Genomic DNA, 15,984 nt, shown 5'->3' with positions numbered 1-15,984 from the left:
TTGATAGGTAGTGCCGGAATTTTTTATTGGCTGGCCATATTCTTCTTGATAGGATGTGTAATGGCCTCTGTACATCATGCGGAAATAGTGGCTCATAGGGTTGGTGAACCCTATGGCACTATTGTTTGGCTCTTGCCGTAACTATATTAGAAGCCTCTATTATTGTCACTTTAATGCTTGTGGGTGGTGAAGGTGCCTCTAGCTATGCAAGAGATACACTGTTTTCTGCAGTAATGCTCATTCTTAATGGAATATTAGGGATTAGTATGATTGTTGGAGTCCGTAAATATAAAGAACAAACCTTTCAAACGAAATCTGTAACCATTGCTCTTGTAGCATTAGTCGCTATAGTTGTTTTTACTTTAATTCTACCCAACGTCACAACAAGTATTAGTGGGCCCTCGTATAGCAAACCCCAATTGATTTTTGTAACTATTGCATGTCTTGTTATTTATATCTCGTTTATCATGGCTCAAACCGTGAGACAGCGGCATTATTTTTTAACTAATTCTGATGAACATTCAAATACATACGTATCCAAAAAAGAGGCTTTGATAAGTTTAGTTTTTCTATTAGCGTGTTTGGGAGCGGTTGTCTATTTATCAAAAAAAATATCACCACTAATAGAGCTATCTATTAGTGAGGCGAATTTACCAAAGGCATTGGTTGGGGTTGTGATTTCTTTTATCATACTTCTACCCGAGGGCATTTCAGCAATTAGGGCAGCTTCAAAAAATAAATTTCAAAGCAGTATTAACCTATCTCTTGGGTCTGCTATTGCCAGTATAGGGTTAAGTATTCCAACAGTGGCCATTTTATGTGTTTGGCTGGACATACCTTTAGTACTTGGTATTGACAAAAAATCCATGGTACTGCTCGCTCTTTCTTTGTTTACGGTAATGCTTTCTCTAAATAAAGGAAAAACCAATCTAACTTATGGAACGGTATTGGTTATGATTTTATTTGCTTATATCTACACTATAATTTATCCGTAATTTTTTTAATCATCCTACGAAGAACTTAAAGATTAGTCTTATTTCAACTAGTTCGTTTCCCAATATTACAACCTTACTACCTAAAAGTGTAAGTTATAACACTATCCTAATGGCGAACTTTGTTCCATTAAATGGTATTAACATAAAAATATTAAATCATGGAACATGTAGTAAGACGATTAGAAAACAAAGTAGCCATCATTACAGGTGGTGCTGGGAGTATAGGTAAAACCACAGCCAAACTGTTTTTAGAGCAGGGAGCAAAAGTATTTTTGGTAGACCTCGATGAGGATTCACTAAAAAAGGTAGTAGATGAATTAGGTAGCAAAAACCTTAAGTATTCAGCTGCCGACGTCACCAAACCAGAAGACGTGAAACGCTATGTAACAGAAGCCGTAAATGCATTTGGAACCATAGATGTATTTTTCAATAATGCCGGGATTGAAGGTGTAGTGAAACCAACCGTAGACTATCCAGAAGAAGTATTCGACAAGGTTCTTGCCGTAAATGTTAAAGGTGTTTTTTTAGGAAACAAATATGTTTTACCAAACATGAATAATGGTGGAAGCATTATTCTTACTTCTTCTGTAGCTGGTATTGCCGGCAGTTTAAATGTAACAGCCTATATTGCCAGTAAACATGCTGTTGTTGGTATGATGAGAAATCTTGCCTTGGAAGTAGCACCTCGCAACATTCGAGTCAATACCATCAACCCATCCCCAGTAGATAATAGAATGATGCGGTCTCTGGAAGCTGGCTACAATCCTGATGATGCCGCTGGAATGAAAAAAGCTTTTGAAAATTCAATCCCATTAGGTCGATACGCTGACCCGATTGAAATTGCACAACTCGTTCAATTTCTGGCAAGCGATGAAAGCAAATTTATTACTGGCACAACGCAAGTGATTGACGGAGGAATGAATGCTTAATAGATAATATAGGGTCACAACTAAATATAAGGATGTAAGGTACTGTGGTTTTCATAGTTTGATTGATGTTTAATCCTTGCATTCTTTAAAATTACCATGCAGCACGATTCTTATAAAATGATTAATAGCAAAAGTTGCTGGGTGGTTTGTGGCCCTTTACTCTAACCATTTTACTAGGAAGTAAATGAACTATAAGAGTGACCGAATTTAGAATAAACTTTTAATACATAATCCTATAGTTTATTAATATTAAATAAAACAATTTCTAAAAATATAAACATGAAAACAAAAGAAAACTATAGAATACCTCCTTTCTGTGATCCAGAAACGGGTGTCTGTATTATACCAATGTATTGCGTTGAAATTGAATAAAAGCGCAGAAACCAATTGATATGGACTCAATTGTGATAATAAAACACAAAGCTTATCAAATATAAAACGTGAGCATATCGACATTGAGTTAAGAAATAATTAAAAAAATATAAGAGTTATGAAAATAGGAATCACAGGAGCTACTGGCCAATTAGGGCAACTTGTAGTTCAGAAACTAAAAGAGAAAAAGACTGGAGCTAAATTAATAGCTTTGGTTAGAAACCCAGAACAGGCAGCATCTTTAAAAATAGAAGCAAGAACCTTTGATTATGACCAACCTGACGCCTTACCGCAAGCATTAGAGGGAATAGACCATTTAGTTTTTATTTCAGGAAGCGAAATAGGCAAACGAGAAGCACAACATTACCATGTGATTGAGGCTGCTAAACAAGCCCATGTAAAGAAAATTGCCTATACCAGCTTGCTGCACGCCGATACGTCATCTATGATATTAGCCCCAGAACACCTTGCAACTGAAAAAATGCTGCAAGACTCGGGTATTCCGCACACTATTTTACGCAATGGATGGTACACCGAAAATTATACTGTCGGTCTAAAATCGGCTATTGAACAGGGAGCTATAATTGGTAGCGCAGGAGATGGAAAAATTTCATCAGCAACACGTGAAGACTATGCCGAGGCTTTAGCCGAAACCATCATAAACGATGACCATATAGGCAAAACGTATGAATTGGCAGGCGATCAAACCTACACCATGCAAGATTTGGCTGCCGAAGTGAGCAAACAAACTGGCAAAAACATTGAATTTGTGAACCTCCCTGAAGAACAATATGCTGAAAAATTACAGCAAGTTGGTTTACCTGAAGGAATGGCCAAAGCGTTTGCGAGTTTAGATTATAGTGCATCTAAAAATGATTTGTATAATCAAGACCAGATGCTATCTAAACTCATCAAGAGACCTACTACCCAATTACATCAGGCAGTGAAGCAGGCACTTATAGAAATTGGTTATAATTTATAATTGTTATTGAAACTTGACTCAATTAAATTATAGATTTCCATATTTTACAACTCATCTACCTAATAGTATAATGTAAACCCCTTAATTGTGAATTACTTTTGTACCATAACATTAAAACATAAATATTATGAAAACAACAAAATGGGTATTGGACCCAGCGCACAGTGAAATAACTTTTAAGGTAAAGCACCTTATGATTTCTAACGTAAAAGGTGAGTTTAAAACTTTTGAAGCCGCAATTGATGGCGAAGATTTTAGAACTTCCAATTTTACGGCAACTATCGATACCAGTTCCATTTACACCAATAATGATGACAGAGATGCACATTTAAAAAGTGCAGATTTTTTTGAGGTTGAACAATATCCTGAAATCACATTTGTGAGTAAGTCACTTAAAAAAGTTGATGATGAAGAATACAAATTAGTAGGTGACCTCACCATTAAAGGAACTACCAAAGAAATCACATTAGACACCGAGTTCGGCGGATTTATGAAAGACCCTTACGGAAACGAAAAAGCAGGTTTTTCAATCAATGGAAAATTAAACCGAAAAGACTTTGGTCTTAATTGGAATGCTGCCCTTGAAGCAGGAGGTGTAATGGTTGGAAATGAAGTGAAGATTACTGCAGAAGTTCAATTTGTGAAGCAAGTTTCGTAATTTGTTTACTTAAATGAATAGAAAACAATTTTTAAAATCAATGGCACTGTTGCCGCTAATAGGTTCGAGTATGACTTTGAAAGATTTAAATAAAATGACCTCAACAATGAATAGTACAGGAAAAATGCCTGTTCTATTCTTGGGTCATGGCAGCCCAATGAATGCCATTGAGGAAAATGAGTTTGTAGCAAGCTTTAGGAAATTAGGAAAAGAATTAGAGCGCCCCAATGCTATACTATGTATTTCTGCTCATTGGGAAACCAGAGGTACTTATGTAACAGCAATGCAAAATCCACCAACCATACATGATTTTGGAGGTTTCCCACAGCAACTCTTTGAAGTGCAATATCCAGCACCAGGAAGCCCTAAATTGGCAAAGCAAACCAAAGAGATAATAACAAAAACAGAAGTAGGATTAGATGATAAATGGGGACTCGACCACGGTGCGTGGAGCGTTATAAAACACCTCTATCCCAATGCCGATATACCAGTTATACAAATGAGCATTGATTACACACAGTCAGCTAAATATCATTATGAATTAGCAAAAGAATTGCATAGCCTTCGTACAAAAGGCGTTCTAATTGTTGGAAGTGGAAATATGGTACATAATCTTCGCATGGTGTCGTGGAAAAGGTTAAACGAAGTATATGCCTATGATTGGACCATAGAGGCCAATGAAAAGATGAAAAACTTTATCGTTAATGGGGATCACCAAAGTTTAATAGACTTTAAATCCCAAGGGAAAGCCTTTGATTTAGCCATACCAACTCCTGAACATTATATGCCCTTGATTTACACATTGGCTTTAAAGGATAAAAATGAAGAACTAACCCTATTTAATGACAAACCTGTTGGAGGGTCACTTACTATGACTTCAGTAAAGATAGGTTAGAAAAAAATGAAATATGAAAAAATTAATGCAAATTGAATTAAACGAGAACATCGTTAGTATGGCTGCCTTATTTTTAAGATTAGGTGTAGGTATAATGATGCTTGTTCATGGAATTCCAAAACTGCAAATGCTGTTTAGTGGTGATATCCAATTTCCAGGTGTTATGGGCTTGAACCCTACCCTTTCATTAGTGTTAGCCGTAATTTCAGAGGTACTATGTTCTATATTACTGCTTATTGGTCTTTTTACCAGAATAGCAGCCATTCCACTTATTATAACTATGTTGGTAGCCGTACTAATAATTCATGGAAGTGATCCGTATGCCATGAAAGAATTAGGCCTGTTTTACTTGTTGGCCTATGTAGTAATATTTTTTCTTGGTAGCGGTAAGTATTCTTTTGATGCTATTTTGAAAAGCTATCAATTAGAAGAATAAATCCTTTTATATGTACAGACATGTCCCGTTCAAAAAACATATTGGTTAGGTCACTTGAGCTTTTTCAAGCACGTGGAATCAAGACCGTTACAATGGATGACGTAGCTCAAGAAATGGGCTTATCAAAGAAAACCATTTATCTTCATTTTAGCAGTAAAAAGGAATTGGTTCAAAAGTGTATTCACTATCTTTTTGATTTACATTTTTCAAATATCAATAGGATTCAAGATGAAGGTGGAACATCAATAGAGAAAATAAAAAAGATTTATGAATATGCTGTAAACCATTTAATAAAAGTAGCACCTAATTTTTATTTTGATTTAAAAAGAGGTTATCCAGAAACCTATCGGTTTTATGCCCTTCAACGCAGGAAAATAGTTTTTGGTATAATTAAAGACCTATTACAAAAAGGACAAGCGAATGGTGATATAGACCCAACAATCCATACACAGCTGTTTTGTGAATTTCACCTGATAAATCTTGATCAACTAATAAGCAGTAAAACCTCACTTATGGAATATAGCCTACAAGACCTATTAGATAACACCATTAGAGTGAGTCTTAATGGGATTAGTAAAAGACAATAAATTAATTAATCAGTAATTTTCATATATAGACCCTGCATTTCTCTATTAAGAAGATTTATGTTAACAAACTTGGTGATATAGCCTTCAGCCGTTTTATGTGGGATGTTTTGTTTGCGATTTAATTATAAAAAGAGAAGATAAAAACCTATAAAATCAATACATTAACAAATAAAAGAAAGCGAGTTACTTCCCGATACAAAAATTTGCAAATATATTTCCCAATAGCTCATCATTGGTTACATTGCCTGTTATAAGACCAAATTGGTAAAGCGCTTCGCGTATGTCTATGGCCAACAAATCTCCAGATATACCAGTCTCCAAACCGTACTTTACCTTTTGCATTTCTTCAAAGGCCTTTAAAAGCGCATCGTAATGCCTGGTATTGGTTACAATGGTTTCATTATTTCTCAAAGCTCCTGTGTTTATAAGCTTTAAAAGGGAGTTTGTTAATGGTTCCACACCAAAGCCTGTTTTGGCAGATAACAATTGGATTTCTGGGATTTCGGCCTGCATCTCAGCAATAAGCGTGTCTGCTACTTGGTCTATTTTATTGGCTATAACTATAAGTGGCTTTAAGGGGTATTTATTTTTTATTTTTTCCAATTCAACCTTAAATTTTGAACCTTGAACCTTGAATTGGGTGGCATCAAACAAATAAATGACCACTTGGGCTTGATCTATTTTTTCAAAGGTTTTCTTAATCCCAATACTTTCTACCACATCTTTGGTGTCCCTAATTCCGGCAGTGTCAATAAACCTAAAACCTATACCTCCTATGGATATTTCATCTTCTATGGTATCCCTTGTGGTTCCTGCAACATCAGATACAATGGCTCTTTCTTCATTTAACAAGGCATTCAACAAAGTGGATTTTCCCACATTGGGTTCTCCCACAATAGCAACAGGAATCCCATTCTTGATGACGTTTCCTACAGCAAAACTATCAATCAATCGTTTTAAAACAAATGTAATACGTTCTACCAAGTCTTTAAATTGGGTCCTGTCTGCAAACTCCACATCTTCTTCTGCAAAATCGAGTTCCAACTCAATCAAAGACGCAAAATTTAAAAGCTCTTCTCGTAGTTTGGCTATCTCCCCAGAAAAACCTCCTCGCATTTGCTGCATGGCAATTTGATGTGACGCTTCGTTGTCACTGGCTATCAAATCGGCTACAGCTTCAGCTTGGCTCAAATCCAGTTTTCCATTTAAAAAAGCCCTTAAGGTAAATTCACCTGCATCTGCCATTCGGCAACCATGCCTTAAAAACAATTGGATAATTTCTTGTTGGATATACACAGAACCATGGCAGCTTATTTCCACCACGTCTTCGCCAGTATAGGATTGAGGGTTTTTAAACAAAGACACCAAAACTTCATCTATGGTTCGGTTTCCATCCATAATATGCCCTAAATGGATTGTATGGGTTTGCTGTGTTGTTAAATCTTTCCCATGGATGGATTTAAACAATTTGGAACTAATAGCAATGGCATCTTTTCCAGATAGCCTTATTACAGCAATAGCACCTGCTCCAGAAGCTGTTGCCAAGGCAATAATGGTATCGTCTTGTGTCATCCTACAAAAATACTAAAATACCAATACAAACACAGGACTTTTTATTAAGCTATTCTTAACAAGTTTAATTTGTTAAACCTATTATATTTGCAAAAAATATTTTTAAACAAATCTTATTATGTTACGAAACTTTATCCCCTTTTTTTTAATTCTATTGACTCTTAATTCCTGTAAAGAGGAACAATCCCACAACGGATTTATAATAAATGGTAAAATTGATGGCCCAAGTAAAAATTACAAGGCCAAACTAATTAGTTTCAATAACAACAAAGAAGTGGTATTGGATTCCACCACAGTAGTGGATGGAGCGTTAACATTGAAAGGAACCGTTGAATCTCCAGATCTGTATTATTTAGCCATTGATGGTCTTGCTGGATTTATGCCTATTATGGTAGAGAATGAAAAAATGGAGGTTACCTTGTACAAAGATAGTTTACAAAAATCTGTTGTAAAGGGAAGTGAAGAAAATGATCTTTTGAAAATATATCAAGACGACTCTGAAGCATTAAAAATGAAAAATGCCCAATTTGGACAAAGGTATAGAACGGCACAAACAAATGGCGACACCCTGAAAATGGAAGAAATCAAATCTGAGTTTAACAAACTCATGGAAGAAACCAATGCCAGACACATTCAGTTAATAAAAGACAATACCCATTTGGTTACAAGTGCCGCCATACTTGGAAATATTCTTATGGCAAAAGGAATAAGCAAAGCGGATGCTGAAAACATTTTCAATACCCTCTCAAAAGAAGCCATTGACAGTAAATTTGGAAAAACCATTGATGAGATCCTCTCCAAGGCTTCAACCGAAGTTGGCAATGTAGCGCCAGATTTCTCTGCTCCAAATCCAGATGGCAAACTCGTTACTTTATCTGATATTAAGGGTAAAGTTACCATTATTGATTTTTGGGCAGCTTGGTGTGGTCCTTGTAGAAAAGAAAACCCAAATGTGGTTAAAGTATATGAAAAATATCACGATAAAGGTCTTGAGATCATTGGAGTTTCTTTGGATGGGACTCCAAACCAAAAAGATCCCAAAGCTGCTTGGATGGATGCCATTGAAAAAGACAACTTAACTTGGCATCAAGTGTCCAATCTTAGTTATTTTAACGATCCAATCGCTAAACTTTATAGCATTCAAGCCATTCCTGCCACCTACATTTTAGATAGTGAAGGCGTTATCGTGGCAAAAAACTTAAGAGGTGATGCCTTGGAAGCTAAAATAGCCGAGCTTCTGGATTAAAAATATGTTTCGTTATTACAAGAAAGCCTTTCAATGTTTGAAAGGCTTTTTTGTTTTAAAGTTTACCTAATTTTTTCAATACAAACAACAACACAATAGGGATTGCCAATAACACTATCATCAACAAATGCTCTTTAAACAACCAAGAAGCTAGAATTAAGGTAATTGCATACCCACCTATGGCACCTCCAAAGTGGGCATCGTGACCTATATTTCCCAATTGGTTTTTCATACCATAAATGGAATACAGCAAATATCCTATACCAAAAACATATGCTGGAATTGGAATTGGAATAAAAAATAAATACAAGCTCATGTCTGGTCTAAGCAAAATAGCCGAATATAAGATGCCCGTTACGGCTCCACTGGCTCCAACTGCACTGTAATGGTATTCGTTTTTGTGAAAATAAAATGACAGCAAACTTCCCAACAACAAACTTCCAATGTAAACTATCAAAAAATACAAAGTCCCCAAATAGGCAACCACTATGTCTGCAAATATGTAAAGTGTGAACATATTAAAAAACAAATGGGTCATGTCCACATGTAAAAATCCACAACTGAACATTCTAAACTGCTCTCCCCTTAGAATGCTTCCCACATGAAACTTGTATTTTTCAAAAAAGGAAAAATCGTTAAACCCTTTTAAAGAGATAATAACATTCGCTGCTATAACCACTATTAACACCACACTTAAATTGCCCATAGATTCTAATCGTTATTTTTTAAATATAACATATATTTGTTCTGCAAATCTAAAATTAATTCATGCAATTTCTTGCTTACATTCTAATTTATCCATTTTTGTGGCTTATTTCCATATTACCATTTAGGTTGCTCTACCTTTTTTCTGATGGCATTTACATACTTATCTATCACATTATAGGCTATAGAAAAAAAACCGTTAAAGAAAACCTGCATTTGGTTTTTCCGGATAAATCCAACAAAGAAATTAAAACCATTACCAAGACCTTCTATCATCATTTATGCGATATGATAGTGGAATCCATTAAATCAATGACCATTTCTGAAGCCGAAATGAAAAAAAGATTTGTAATTAAAAATGTAGATCAAATTCTGGAACTGGAGAAAGAAAACAAAAGCATTGTGTTAATGTGTGGTCATTATGCCAGTTGGGAATGGATTTTTATTCTTCAAAGACACATAAACCATAAAGGTTATGCTATTTACAAACGTTTGGCAAACAAATATTTTGATGCTTTGGTAAAACGTATCAGGGCCAAATACAACAGTTATTTAATTACAACCAAAGAAACCTTTACGGTATTGATGGCCGCTAAAAAGAAAGGCGAATTGACCATTAATGGTTTTGCTGCAGACCAATCCCCTAAGCATGACAAGGCATTTCATTGGCAGGAATTCATGAACATTAAAGTCCCTGTACATACAGGAGCTGAATTGTTGGCCAAGAAACTGGACATGGCTGTGGTGTTCCTAAAAGTGAAAAAATTAAAACGTGGCTATTATGAAGCTACAATCGAAACCATTACCAAAACTCCCAGGGAATATAAAGATTATGACATAACCGATATTTTCCTAAAACGTCTTGAAGCCCAAATTTATGAAGCCCCTGAATATTATTTATGGACCCACAAACGCTGGAAACACAGGGATAAAGTACCTGAAAACTTTAGGTAAGCTATTTGTTGGTAAGTTTTACATGGCTTAAAAAAAACCAAACAACCTAAGAAACACTCCTAATCTCATCCATGATTCTATCGGCCAATGCATCTGCCTCTTGTTGTGTTGGTGCTTCAGTATAAACCCGAATAATAGGTTCTGTGTTGCTTTTTCTTAAATGTACCCAACTGTTTGCAAAATCTATTTTAACACCATCAATGGTTGTTAAGGTTTCGTGGGCATATTTGGTTTCCATTTGTTTTAAAATGGCATCGACATCCAAATCCGGGGTCAGCTCTATTTTCTTTTTGCTCATAAAATAACTTGGATAACTGGCTCGTAACGCACTTACATTCATGCGCTTTTCAGCCAGCAAACTCAAAAACAAAGCCACGCCAACCAACGCATCCCTTCCATAATGTGATTCTGGATATATAATTCCACCATTTCCTTCGCCACCAATAACGGCATGTGTCTCTTTCATTAGGGCTACCACGTTCACTTCACCAACAGCACTGGCTTGGTAAGAACCACCATGCTTTTCGGTGATGTCTTTTAGGGCTCTGGTGGAACTCATGTTGCTAACTGTATTTCCTGGGGTTTTGCTCAATACATAATCGGCACAAGCCACCAAGGTATATTCTTCGCCAAACATCTCGCCTTTTTCGTCTATAAACGCCAATCGGTCCACATCTGGATCAACCACTATTCCCAAATCGGCTTTTTCTTTCACCACAGCCTGAGACAAGTCGGTAAGATGTTCTTTTAAAGGCTCTGGATTATGGGGAAAATGCCCAGTGGGTTCGCAATAGAGTTTTACTACATGTACGCCCAACCGTTCCAACAATAGCGGGATGGCTATACCTCCTGTTGAGTTTACGCCATCTACAACCACTTTAAAACCAGCTTCTTCTATGGCTTTCTGGTTAACCAGTTCCAGATTTAAAACAGCGTCTATGTGCAAATCTATATAGGCTTGGTTTTTTGTAATTTTTCCTAAGTTATCCACATCAGAAAAGGTCATGCTGTTGCTTTCTGCAATCTCCAATATTTTGGCACCTTCAGCACCACTTAAAAATTCCCCTTTGGCATTTAAGAGTTTTAAAGCGTTCCATTGTTTGGGGTTGTGGCTTGCCGTAAGAATGATGCCTCCATCGGCATGTTCCATAGGTACGGCTATTTCAACCGTTGGTGTGGTAGACAAGCCTAAGTCTATGACATGGATGCCCAATCCCACAAGTGTATTCATGACCAAATTCTGTATCATTTCGCCAGAAATCCTAGCATCGCGTCCAACCACAACCCTGTAATGTTCCTTGTTGCGTTGTTGTTTTATCCACATACCATATGCCGAAGCAAAAATAACAGCATCAATGGGTGTTAAATTATCTCCTACTTCGCCTCCAATGGTTCCTCGAATTCCTGATATAGATTTAATTAATGTCATAAATAGTTTGTTTGTTTTCAACAAATATACAACTACAAATTGTAAATCAAATCGTAAAACCTCGCGAGTAATTTGTAAATTCACAAAATGAATTTTTTAGCTCACATTTATTTATCTGGAACCAACGACCTAATTACCATAGGCAATTTTATAGCAGATGGCATTAGAGGGAAAAAATATAAAACCTACCCCAAAGACATCCAAATTGGGATTCTTTTGCATCGGGAAATAGACACGTTTACGGATGCACATCCTATAGTGAGACAAAGCACCAAACGACTTCATGAGAATTATGGCCACTTTAGTGGTGTGATAGTGGATATTCTTTACGACCATTTTTTGGCAAAAAACTGGATGGTTTATTCTAACATTCCCTTGGATGTGTATGTGAATCATTTTTATGAGACGTTACAAGCCCATTTTGACATTTTACCTCCTAGGATTAAAAAAATGTTACCGTTTATGATAGCCGATAACTGGTTGTACAATTATGCGCATATTGAAGGCATACAACGTGTGTTGGATGGTATGAACAGACGTACCAAATATGTGTCTGGTATGAACCATGCCACTGTGGAGTTAAAAAAATATTACAATGAGTTTGAAGACGAATTCACGCAGTTCTTTACTGAACTGATAGCGTTTGCCAATTTAAAAAGAGAAGAGATAACACATAAAATATATAGCCACACATGAAAAAGCATTTTCTTATACTTTGTGCTTTAAGCTGTTTCATTTCATGCAAGAAGCCCCTTGAAACAAAACCGGTAACACGAGGCCTTATAGCTAAAAATGCCATGGTGGTATCTGCCAGGGAGGAGGCTTCCAAAATTGGTAGCGACATCCTTAAAAAGGGCGGCAATGTATTTGATGCCATGATGGCCACAGAAATGGCATTGGCCGTTTGTTACCCTTACGCTGGAAACTTAGGTGGTGGTGGTTTTATGGTTTACAGATTGCATACTGGCGAAACTGGTGCCTTGGATTTTAGGGAGAAAGCCCCTTTGGCTGCTACCAAAAACATGTATCTGGATGCCAATGGAACCCTTATTGAGAACAAAAGCCTAATTGGGGAATTATCTGTGGGTGTGCCTGGTACGGTTGCCGGTATCTTTGAGGCGCATAAAAGGTTTGGATTGCTATCTGTAAGGGAGGTTTTGCAACCTGTAATTGATTTGGCCAACAAAGGGTTTGTAATCACGGAAAAGCAGCAGTCCAGGTTTGAGCGCTACGATAGCATTTTTAAGGCCGTAAATGGTAAGGAAATATTGTTTTCCAAACATTTAAAAGCTGGCGACACCTTAAAGAACATGCCTCTTGCCAAAACATTGGAACGATTGGTTTTACATGGTAAAGATGAATTTTACACTGGGGAAACAGCCAAGCAATTGGTTGCTTATTTAGCTGAAAAGGGAAGCATCATTACCATGGAAGATCTTTCCAAATACCAGGCCAAATGGAGAGAGCCCATTCGGTTTAGGTATAAAGACCTTCATATTATTTCCATGTCGCCTCCATCCAGTGGTGGTATTTGTTTGGCGCAGATCATGAAGCAAATTGAACATTTTCCTTTAAAGGACTACGGTCACAACTCCTTAAAAGCCATTCAGGTGATTACAGAAGCTGAACGAAGAACCTATGCAGACAGAAGCTACTTTTTAGGCGATCCGGATTTTGTAAACATCCCAACAGATTCGTTGTTAAACGATAGCTATCTTAAAAAGCGCATGAGCGATTTTTCATTTGAGAAAGCTACTCCTTCAACTTCTATCTCTCACGGGGTTTTTGAAGGTTATGACATGGCCATTAAACAAAGTTTAAGGGCAACGGAAAGTACAGAAACTACCCACTACTCCATTGTTGACAGCTATGGCAATGCCATTGCTGTTACAACCACGCTGAACAGTGGTTATGGTTCTAAATTATATGTAGATGATTTGGGCTTCTTTTTAAACAATGAAATGGACGACTTTAGCAGTAAACCGGGTGTCCCGAATGTGTATGGTTTGATTGGGGCCGAAGCCAATAGCATTGCTCCTGAAAAACGCATGTTAAGCGCGATGACACCTACCATTGTTGAAAAAAACGGAAAACTGCTTATGACCGTTGGGACTCCTGGTGGCTCTACCATTATTACCTCGGTGTTGCAAACCATTTTAAATGTGGTGACGTTTGATATGGGCATGCAGGAGGCTGTAAATGCCCCGCGTTTTCACCACCAATGGTTGCCAGATTATATTAGGATGGAACCAAACTCCTTTGAGGATGGTTTGATCGAGCAGTTAGAGGCTAAGGGTTATAGCATTAACGAGACCCATTCTCCCATTATTGGGATTGTAGATGGGGTTTTGATGCTTGAAGATGGCACCCTGGAAGGTGGTGCTGATATACGTGGCGATGATACTGCCGTAGGTTTTTAAAGGGTTTTTAGGCAGCTGTAACCTTGTGTAAAGCCATGGCTTTTATGGAATATTGAAAACTGTTAAGGAATCTGTGTTTTATTTTGTAAATTGGTTTTTCTTTAATTTTTTAGGAAAAAGAGTAACTACAAACAATCCCATTCATGTGAAGACAAAAAAACTCATTAAGATAATTTTAGGCGTAGTTATCTTTTTAACCTTACCCAGCTTGCTTTTTTTTGGTTTTGTATATTTTAAATACCACGAAGACCTTCCTGTTGGTATCCAAGGGGAGCAGGCCGATGCCTTGGCTTATAAAATGTTGGAGAGCTTGAACCACGAAGCTTACAAAAACACCAATTACCTGGAATGGACCTTTAAAAAGAGACATCATTTTGAATGGCAGAAGGACAAAAATACCTGTGTGGTTTATTGGAAAGAGTATAAAGTGGAACTGGATTTAAACACTATTTCCAATAGTAAAACCTATGTTCATGGTTTTAGGGTGCAGGACGACCAAGAAACCGAATTGATAGAGACTGCACTGAACTATTTTAACAACGATTCTTTTTGGTTGGTAGCGCCATACAAGGTTTTTGACCCTGGCACCATAAGAAGCTTGGTGACCACCAAGCAGGGCGAAGAGGCTTTGTTGGTAACTTATACCTCTGGGGGTTCTACACCAGGGGATTCGTATTTGTGGCAATTGAAGCCCAACGGTAAACCCAAGGGTTTTAGGATGTGGGTTGACATTTTGCCCATTGGGGGACTTGAGGCTTCTTGGTCCAATTGGACCACGACCGAAAGTGGGGCGCAGCTCCCCACTTTTCATAAAATGTTGCTTTTTGGCATGGAAATAGACAACATTATTGGTAGAAACTAATGGCCCTTCCTGTGGTTTTGTTAATGTAAGGCTGGGGTTTTGTGCTTTGTGTTTTTACTTTACAACCCGACCATTGAACCACTGCTGTGTTAGGAACTTCTTTGCCCAACAAACTGCTGTTCTTTCAACTTAAACAAGACATTAAAGGTGGTTAGGCTTCCGTAGCTTCTGGTGATGTATTGCTGTAAGTCTATTTTTTCCTGTTCACTTAGGCTGCTGGAGTTTATTTTCTGTTCCATGACACGTAGCCTGTCCCTAACCATGGTTATTTTATGAAAGAAGGTATCAATGGGCACTTCGCTGGCTTTTAGATTGGTATCGCCTGGTTCCAAGATTAGTTTGCCCCCTTTCCATTTGTCTGCTATATGTACTACTTCTGTAACATCGCTCCATCTTTTTAGGATTTGCACCAAACTGCTTTCCACTTCGGCAAAACTTACGGTATCTACATCGTCTTCGGCTGCTTCTATGATTTCAAATTGGGAGTTGATGTCTATGGTTTCTAAACCGGATTCGATAAATGTGACCCAATAGTGCTTTGAGGTGACGTTGGTTACTACGCCTTTTCCATATTGAGGGTGGTTTATCCTGGAGCTTATTCCTAATATTTTCATGGTTTTGTTTTTTTTTGGTTCCATGTGCATGGAACTGTTTGTTATTGATTTTACCTTTTAGTTAAACCCCAGCCTGCGCTTTGGGTTGGGTTGCTTGAAAGGGTTGCACAAGTATATTAATTTTTTTATTGTATAAAAAGTGTCTGTGGCAAAAGCTGAGGCTGGTTATGTGATGTTTGATGACTGAAATGTTTTGGCCCATAACTTTAGGAACATGGTCTATTACTTGACTGTACCACGCAATCACTGAAGTGTACCACGCAATCACTGGAGTGTACCACGCAATCACTGAAGTGTACCACGCAATCACTGGAGTGTACCACGCAAT

At 37.3% G+C, this 15,984-nt stretch carries 17 protein-coding genes; 12 read left to right on the top strand and 5 right to left on the bottom strand.

Features of this window, described 5'->3' with window-relative positions; translation table 11 throughout:
- The first annotated feature begins 125 nt into the window (after positions 1 to 125).
- The 7 genes from AACY93_RS13010 (at position 126) to AACY93_RS12980 (ending at position 5,854) form a co-directional block, all read left to right on the top strand.
- On the top strand, positions 126 to 995 hold the full coding sequence (locus AACY93_RS13010) for an ionic transporter y4hA (protein ID WP_286853509.1): 870 nt from the start codon (positions 126 to 128) through the stop codon (positions 993 to 995).
- Positions 996 to 1,153: 158 nt separating this feature from the next.
- Positions 1,154 to 1,924: an SDR family oxidoreductase gene (locus AACY93_RS13005; RefSeq protein WP_286853508.1), complete on the top strand. Its 771-nt coding sequence runs from the start codon at positions 1,154 to 1,156 to the stop codon at positions 1,922 to 1,924.
- 490 nt (positions 1,925 to 2,414) lie between these two features.
- Entirely contained in the window at positions 2,415 to 3,278 is an 864-nt protein-coding gene (locus AACY93_RS13000) for an SDR family oxidoreductase (protein WP_286853507.1), read from the top strand.
- Between the two features lie 127 nt (positions 3,279 to 3,405).
- A complete protein-coding gene (locus tag AACY93_RS12995; RefSeq protein ID WP_286853506.1) occupies positions 3,406 to 3,936 on the top strand; it encodes a YceI family protein in 531 nt (176 codons plus the stop codon).
- 13 nt (positions 3,937 to 3,949) lie between these two features.
- The gene (ygiD, locus tag AACY93_RS12990; protein WP_286853504.1) at positions 3,950 to 4,831 is read left to right on the top strand and encodes a 4,5-DOPA dioxygenase extradiol; all 882 of its coding nucleotides are present in this window, start codon (positions 3,950 to 3,952) and stop codon (positions 4,829 to 4,831) included.
- 13 nt (positions 4,832 to 4,844) lie between these two features.
- Positions 4,845 to 5,267 (top strand): DoxX family protein, encoded by a 423-nt coding sequence (locus AACY93_RS12985; protein WP_286853503.1) that lies wholly within the window; start codon positions 4,845 to 4,847, stop codon positions 5,265 to 5,267.
- Positions 5,268 to 5,287: 20 nt separating this feature from the next.
- On the top strand, positions 5,288 to 5,854 hold the full coding sequence (locus AACY93_RS12980) for a TetR/AcrR family transcriptional regulator (protein ID WP_286853502.1): 567 nt from the start codon (positions 5,288 to 5,290) through the stop codon (positions 5,852 to 5,854).
- A 183-nt stretch (positions 5,855 to 6,037) separates the two neighbouring features.
- Here the strand turns inward: AACY93_RS12980 and mnmE are convergent, their stop codons facing one another.
- Positions 6,038 to 7,426: a tRNA uridine-5-carboxymethylaminomethyl(34) synthesis GTPase MnmE gene (gene mnmE / locus AACY93_RS12975; RefSeq protein ID WP_007650791.1), complete on the bottom strand. Its 1,389-nt coding sequence runs from the start codon at positions 7,424 to 7,426 to the stop codon at positions 6,038 to 6,040.
- A 118-nt stretch (positions 7,427 to 7,544) separates the two neighbouring features.
- On the opposite strand from mnmE, the gene AACY93_RS12970 reads away from it, so the two are divergent.
- Positions 7,545 to 8,672, top strand: coding sequence for a TlpA disulfide reductase family protein (locus AACY93_RS12970; RefSeq protein WP_286853499.1), 1,128 nt, complete (start codon positions 7,545 to 7,547; stop codon positions 8,670 to 8,672).
- Between the two features lie 55 nt (positions 8,673 to 8,727).
- Here AACY93_RS12970 and AACY93_RS12965 read toward each other — a convergent pair whose 3' ends face one another.
- A complete protein-coding gene (locus AACY93_RS12965; RefSeq protein ID WP_286853498.1) occupies positions 8,728 to 9,378 on the bottom strand; it encodes a rhomboid family intramembrane serine protease in 651 nt (216 codons plus the stop codon).
- A gap of 62 nt (positions 9,379 to 9,440) precedes the next feature.
- Here AACY93_RS12965 and AACY93_RS12960 point away from each other — a divergent pair, with 62 nt between their 5' ends.
- Positions 9,441 to 10,331: a lysophospholipid acyltransferase family protein gene (locus AACY93_RS12960; RefSeq protein ID WP_007650794.1), complete on the top strand. Its 891-nt coding sequence runs from the start codon at positions 9,441 to 9,443 to the stop codon at positions 10,329 to 10,331.
- A 46-nt stretch (positions 10,332 to 10,377) separates the two neighbouring features.
- Here the strand turns inward: AACY93_RS12960 and glmM are convergent, their stop codons facing one another.
- Positions 10,378 to 11,760 (bottom strand): phosphoglucosamine mutase, encoded by a 1,383-nt coding sequence (gene glmM, locus AACY93_RS12955; protein WP_286853497.1) that lies wholly within the window; start codon positions 11,758 to 11,760, stop codon positions 10,378 to 10,380.
- An 87-nt stretch (positions 11,761 to 11,847) separates the two neighbouring features.
- On the opposite strand from glmM, the gene AACY93_RS12950 reads away from it, so the two are divergent.
- The 3 genes from AACY93_RS12950 to AACY93_RS12940 all read left to right on the top strand — a co-directional run bounded on the left by AACY93_RS12950 (position 11,848) and on the right by AACY93_RS12940 (position 15,042).
- Entirely contained in the window at positions 11,848 to 12,456 is a 609-nt protein-coding gene (locus AACY93_RS12950) for an acyl carrier protein phosphodiesterase (protein WP_286853496.1), read from the top strand.
- Positions 12,453 to 14,180 (top strand): gamma-glutamyltransferase, encoded by a 1,728-nt coding sequence (ggt, locus tag AACY93_RS12945; protein WP_286853495.1) that lies wholly within the window; start codon positions 12,453 to 12,455, stop codon positions 14,178 to 14,180. The genes AACY93_RS12950 and ggt overlap by 4 nt, the downstream gene beginning before the upstream one ends.
- A 145-nt stretch (positions 14,181 to 14,325) precedes the next feature.
- The gene (locus tag AACY93_RS12940; protein ID WP_286853494.1) at positions 14,326 to 15,042 is read left to right on the top strand and encodes a hypothetical protein; all 717 of its coding nucleotides are present in this window, start codon (positions 14,326 to 14,328) and stop codon (positions 15,040 to 15,042) included.
- An 89-nt stretch (positions 15,043 to 15,131) separates the two neighbouring features.
- On the opposite strand, the gene AACY93_RS12935 is transcribed toward AACY93_RS12940, so the two are convergent.
- The gene (locus AACY93_RS12935) at positions 15,132 to 15,656 is read right to left on the bottom strand and encodes a hypothetical protein (RefSeq protein WP_040492306.1); all 525 of its coding nucleotides are present in this window, start codon (positions 15,654 to 15,656) and stop codon (positions 15,132 to 15,134) included.
- A 61-nt stretch (positions 15,657 to 15,717) separates the two neighbouring features.
- Positions 15,718 to 15,984: hypothetical protein (locus AACY93_RS12930; protein WP_339612134.1), on the bottom strand; the 267-nt coding region annotated here is incomplete at its 5' end.

Source organism: uncultured Xanthomarina sp., assembly GCF_963971605.1.
GTDB lineage: Bacteria > Bacteroidota > Bacteroidia > Flavobacteriales > Flavobacteriaceae > Xanthomarina > Xanthomarina gelatinilytica.
Note: the sequence above shows the minus strand (reverse complement) of the source record. Positions and strands in the feature narration are given on the sequence as shown.

Coding starts and splice junctions, on each gene's coding strand:
- ggt (WP_286853495.1), top strand. CDS start 12,453: ATGAAAAAGCATTTTCTTATACTTTGTGCTTTAAGCTGTTTCATTTCA.
- ygiD (WP_286853504.1), top strand. CDS start 3,950: ATGAATAGAAAACAATTTTTAAAATCAATGGCACTGTTGCCGCTAATA.
- AACY93_RS13000 (WP_286853507.1), top strand. CDS start 2,415: ATGAAAATAGGAATCACAGGAGCTACTGGCCAATTAGGGCAACTTGTA.
- AACY93_RS12960 (WP_007650794.1), top strand. CDS start 9,441: ATGCAATTTCTTGCTTACATTCTAATTTATCCATTTTTGTGGCTTATT.
- AACY93_RS12980 (WP_286853502.1), top strand. CDS start 5,288: ATGTCCCGTTCAAAAAACATATTGGTTAGGTCACTTGAGCTTTTTCAA.
- AACY93_RS12935 (WP_040492306.1), bottom strand. CDS start 15,656: ATGAAAATATTAGGAATAAGCTCCAGGATAAACCACCCTCAATATGGA.
- AACY93_RS13005 (WP_286853508.1), top strand. CDS start 1,154: ATGGAACATGTAGTAAGACGATTAGAAAACAAAGTAGCCATCATTACA.
- AACY93_RS12985 (WP_286853503.1), top strand. CDS start 4,845: ATGAAAAAATTAATGCAAATTGAATTAAACGAGAACATCGTTAGTATG.
- AACY93_RS12995 (WP_286853506.1), top strand. CDS start 3,406: ATGAAAACAACAAAATGGGTATTGGACCCAGCGCACAGTGAAATAACT.
- AACY93_RS12950 (WP_286853496.1), top strand. CDS start 11,848: ATGAATTTTTTAGCTCACATTTATTTATCTGGAACCAACGACCTAATT.
- AACY93_RS12965 (WP_286853498.1), bottom strand. CDS start 9,378: ATGGGCAATTTAAGTGTGGTGTTAATAGTGGTTATAGCAGCGAATGTT.
- mnmE (WP_007650791.1), bottom strand. CDS start 7,426: ATGACACAAGACGATACCATTATTGCCTTGGCAACAGCTTCTGGAGCA.
- AACY93_RS12970 (WP_286853499.1), top strand. CDS start 7,545: ATGTTACGAAACTTTATCCCCTTTTTTTTAATTCTATTGACTCTTAAT.
- glmM (WP_286853497.1), bottom strand. CDS start 11,760: ATGACATTAATTAAATCTATATCAGGAATTCGAGGAACCATTGGAGGC.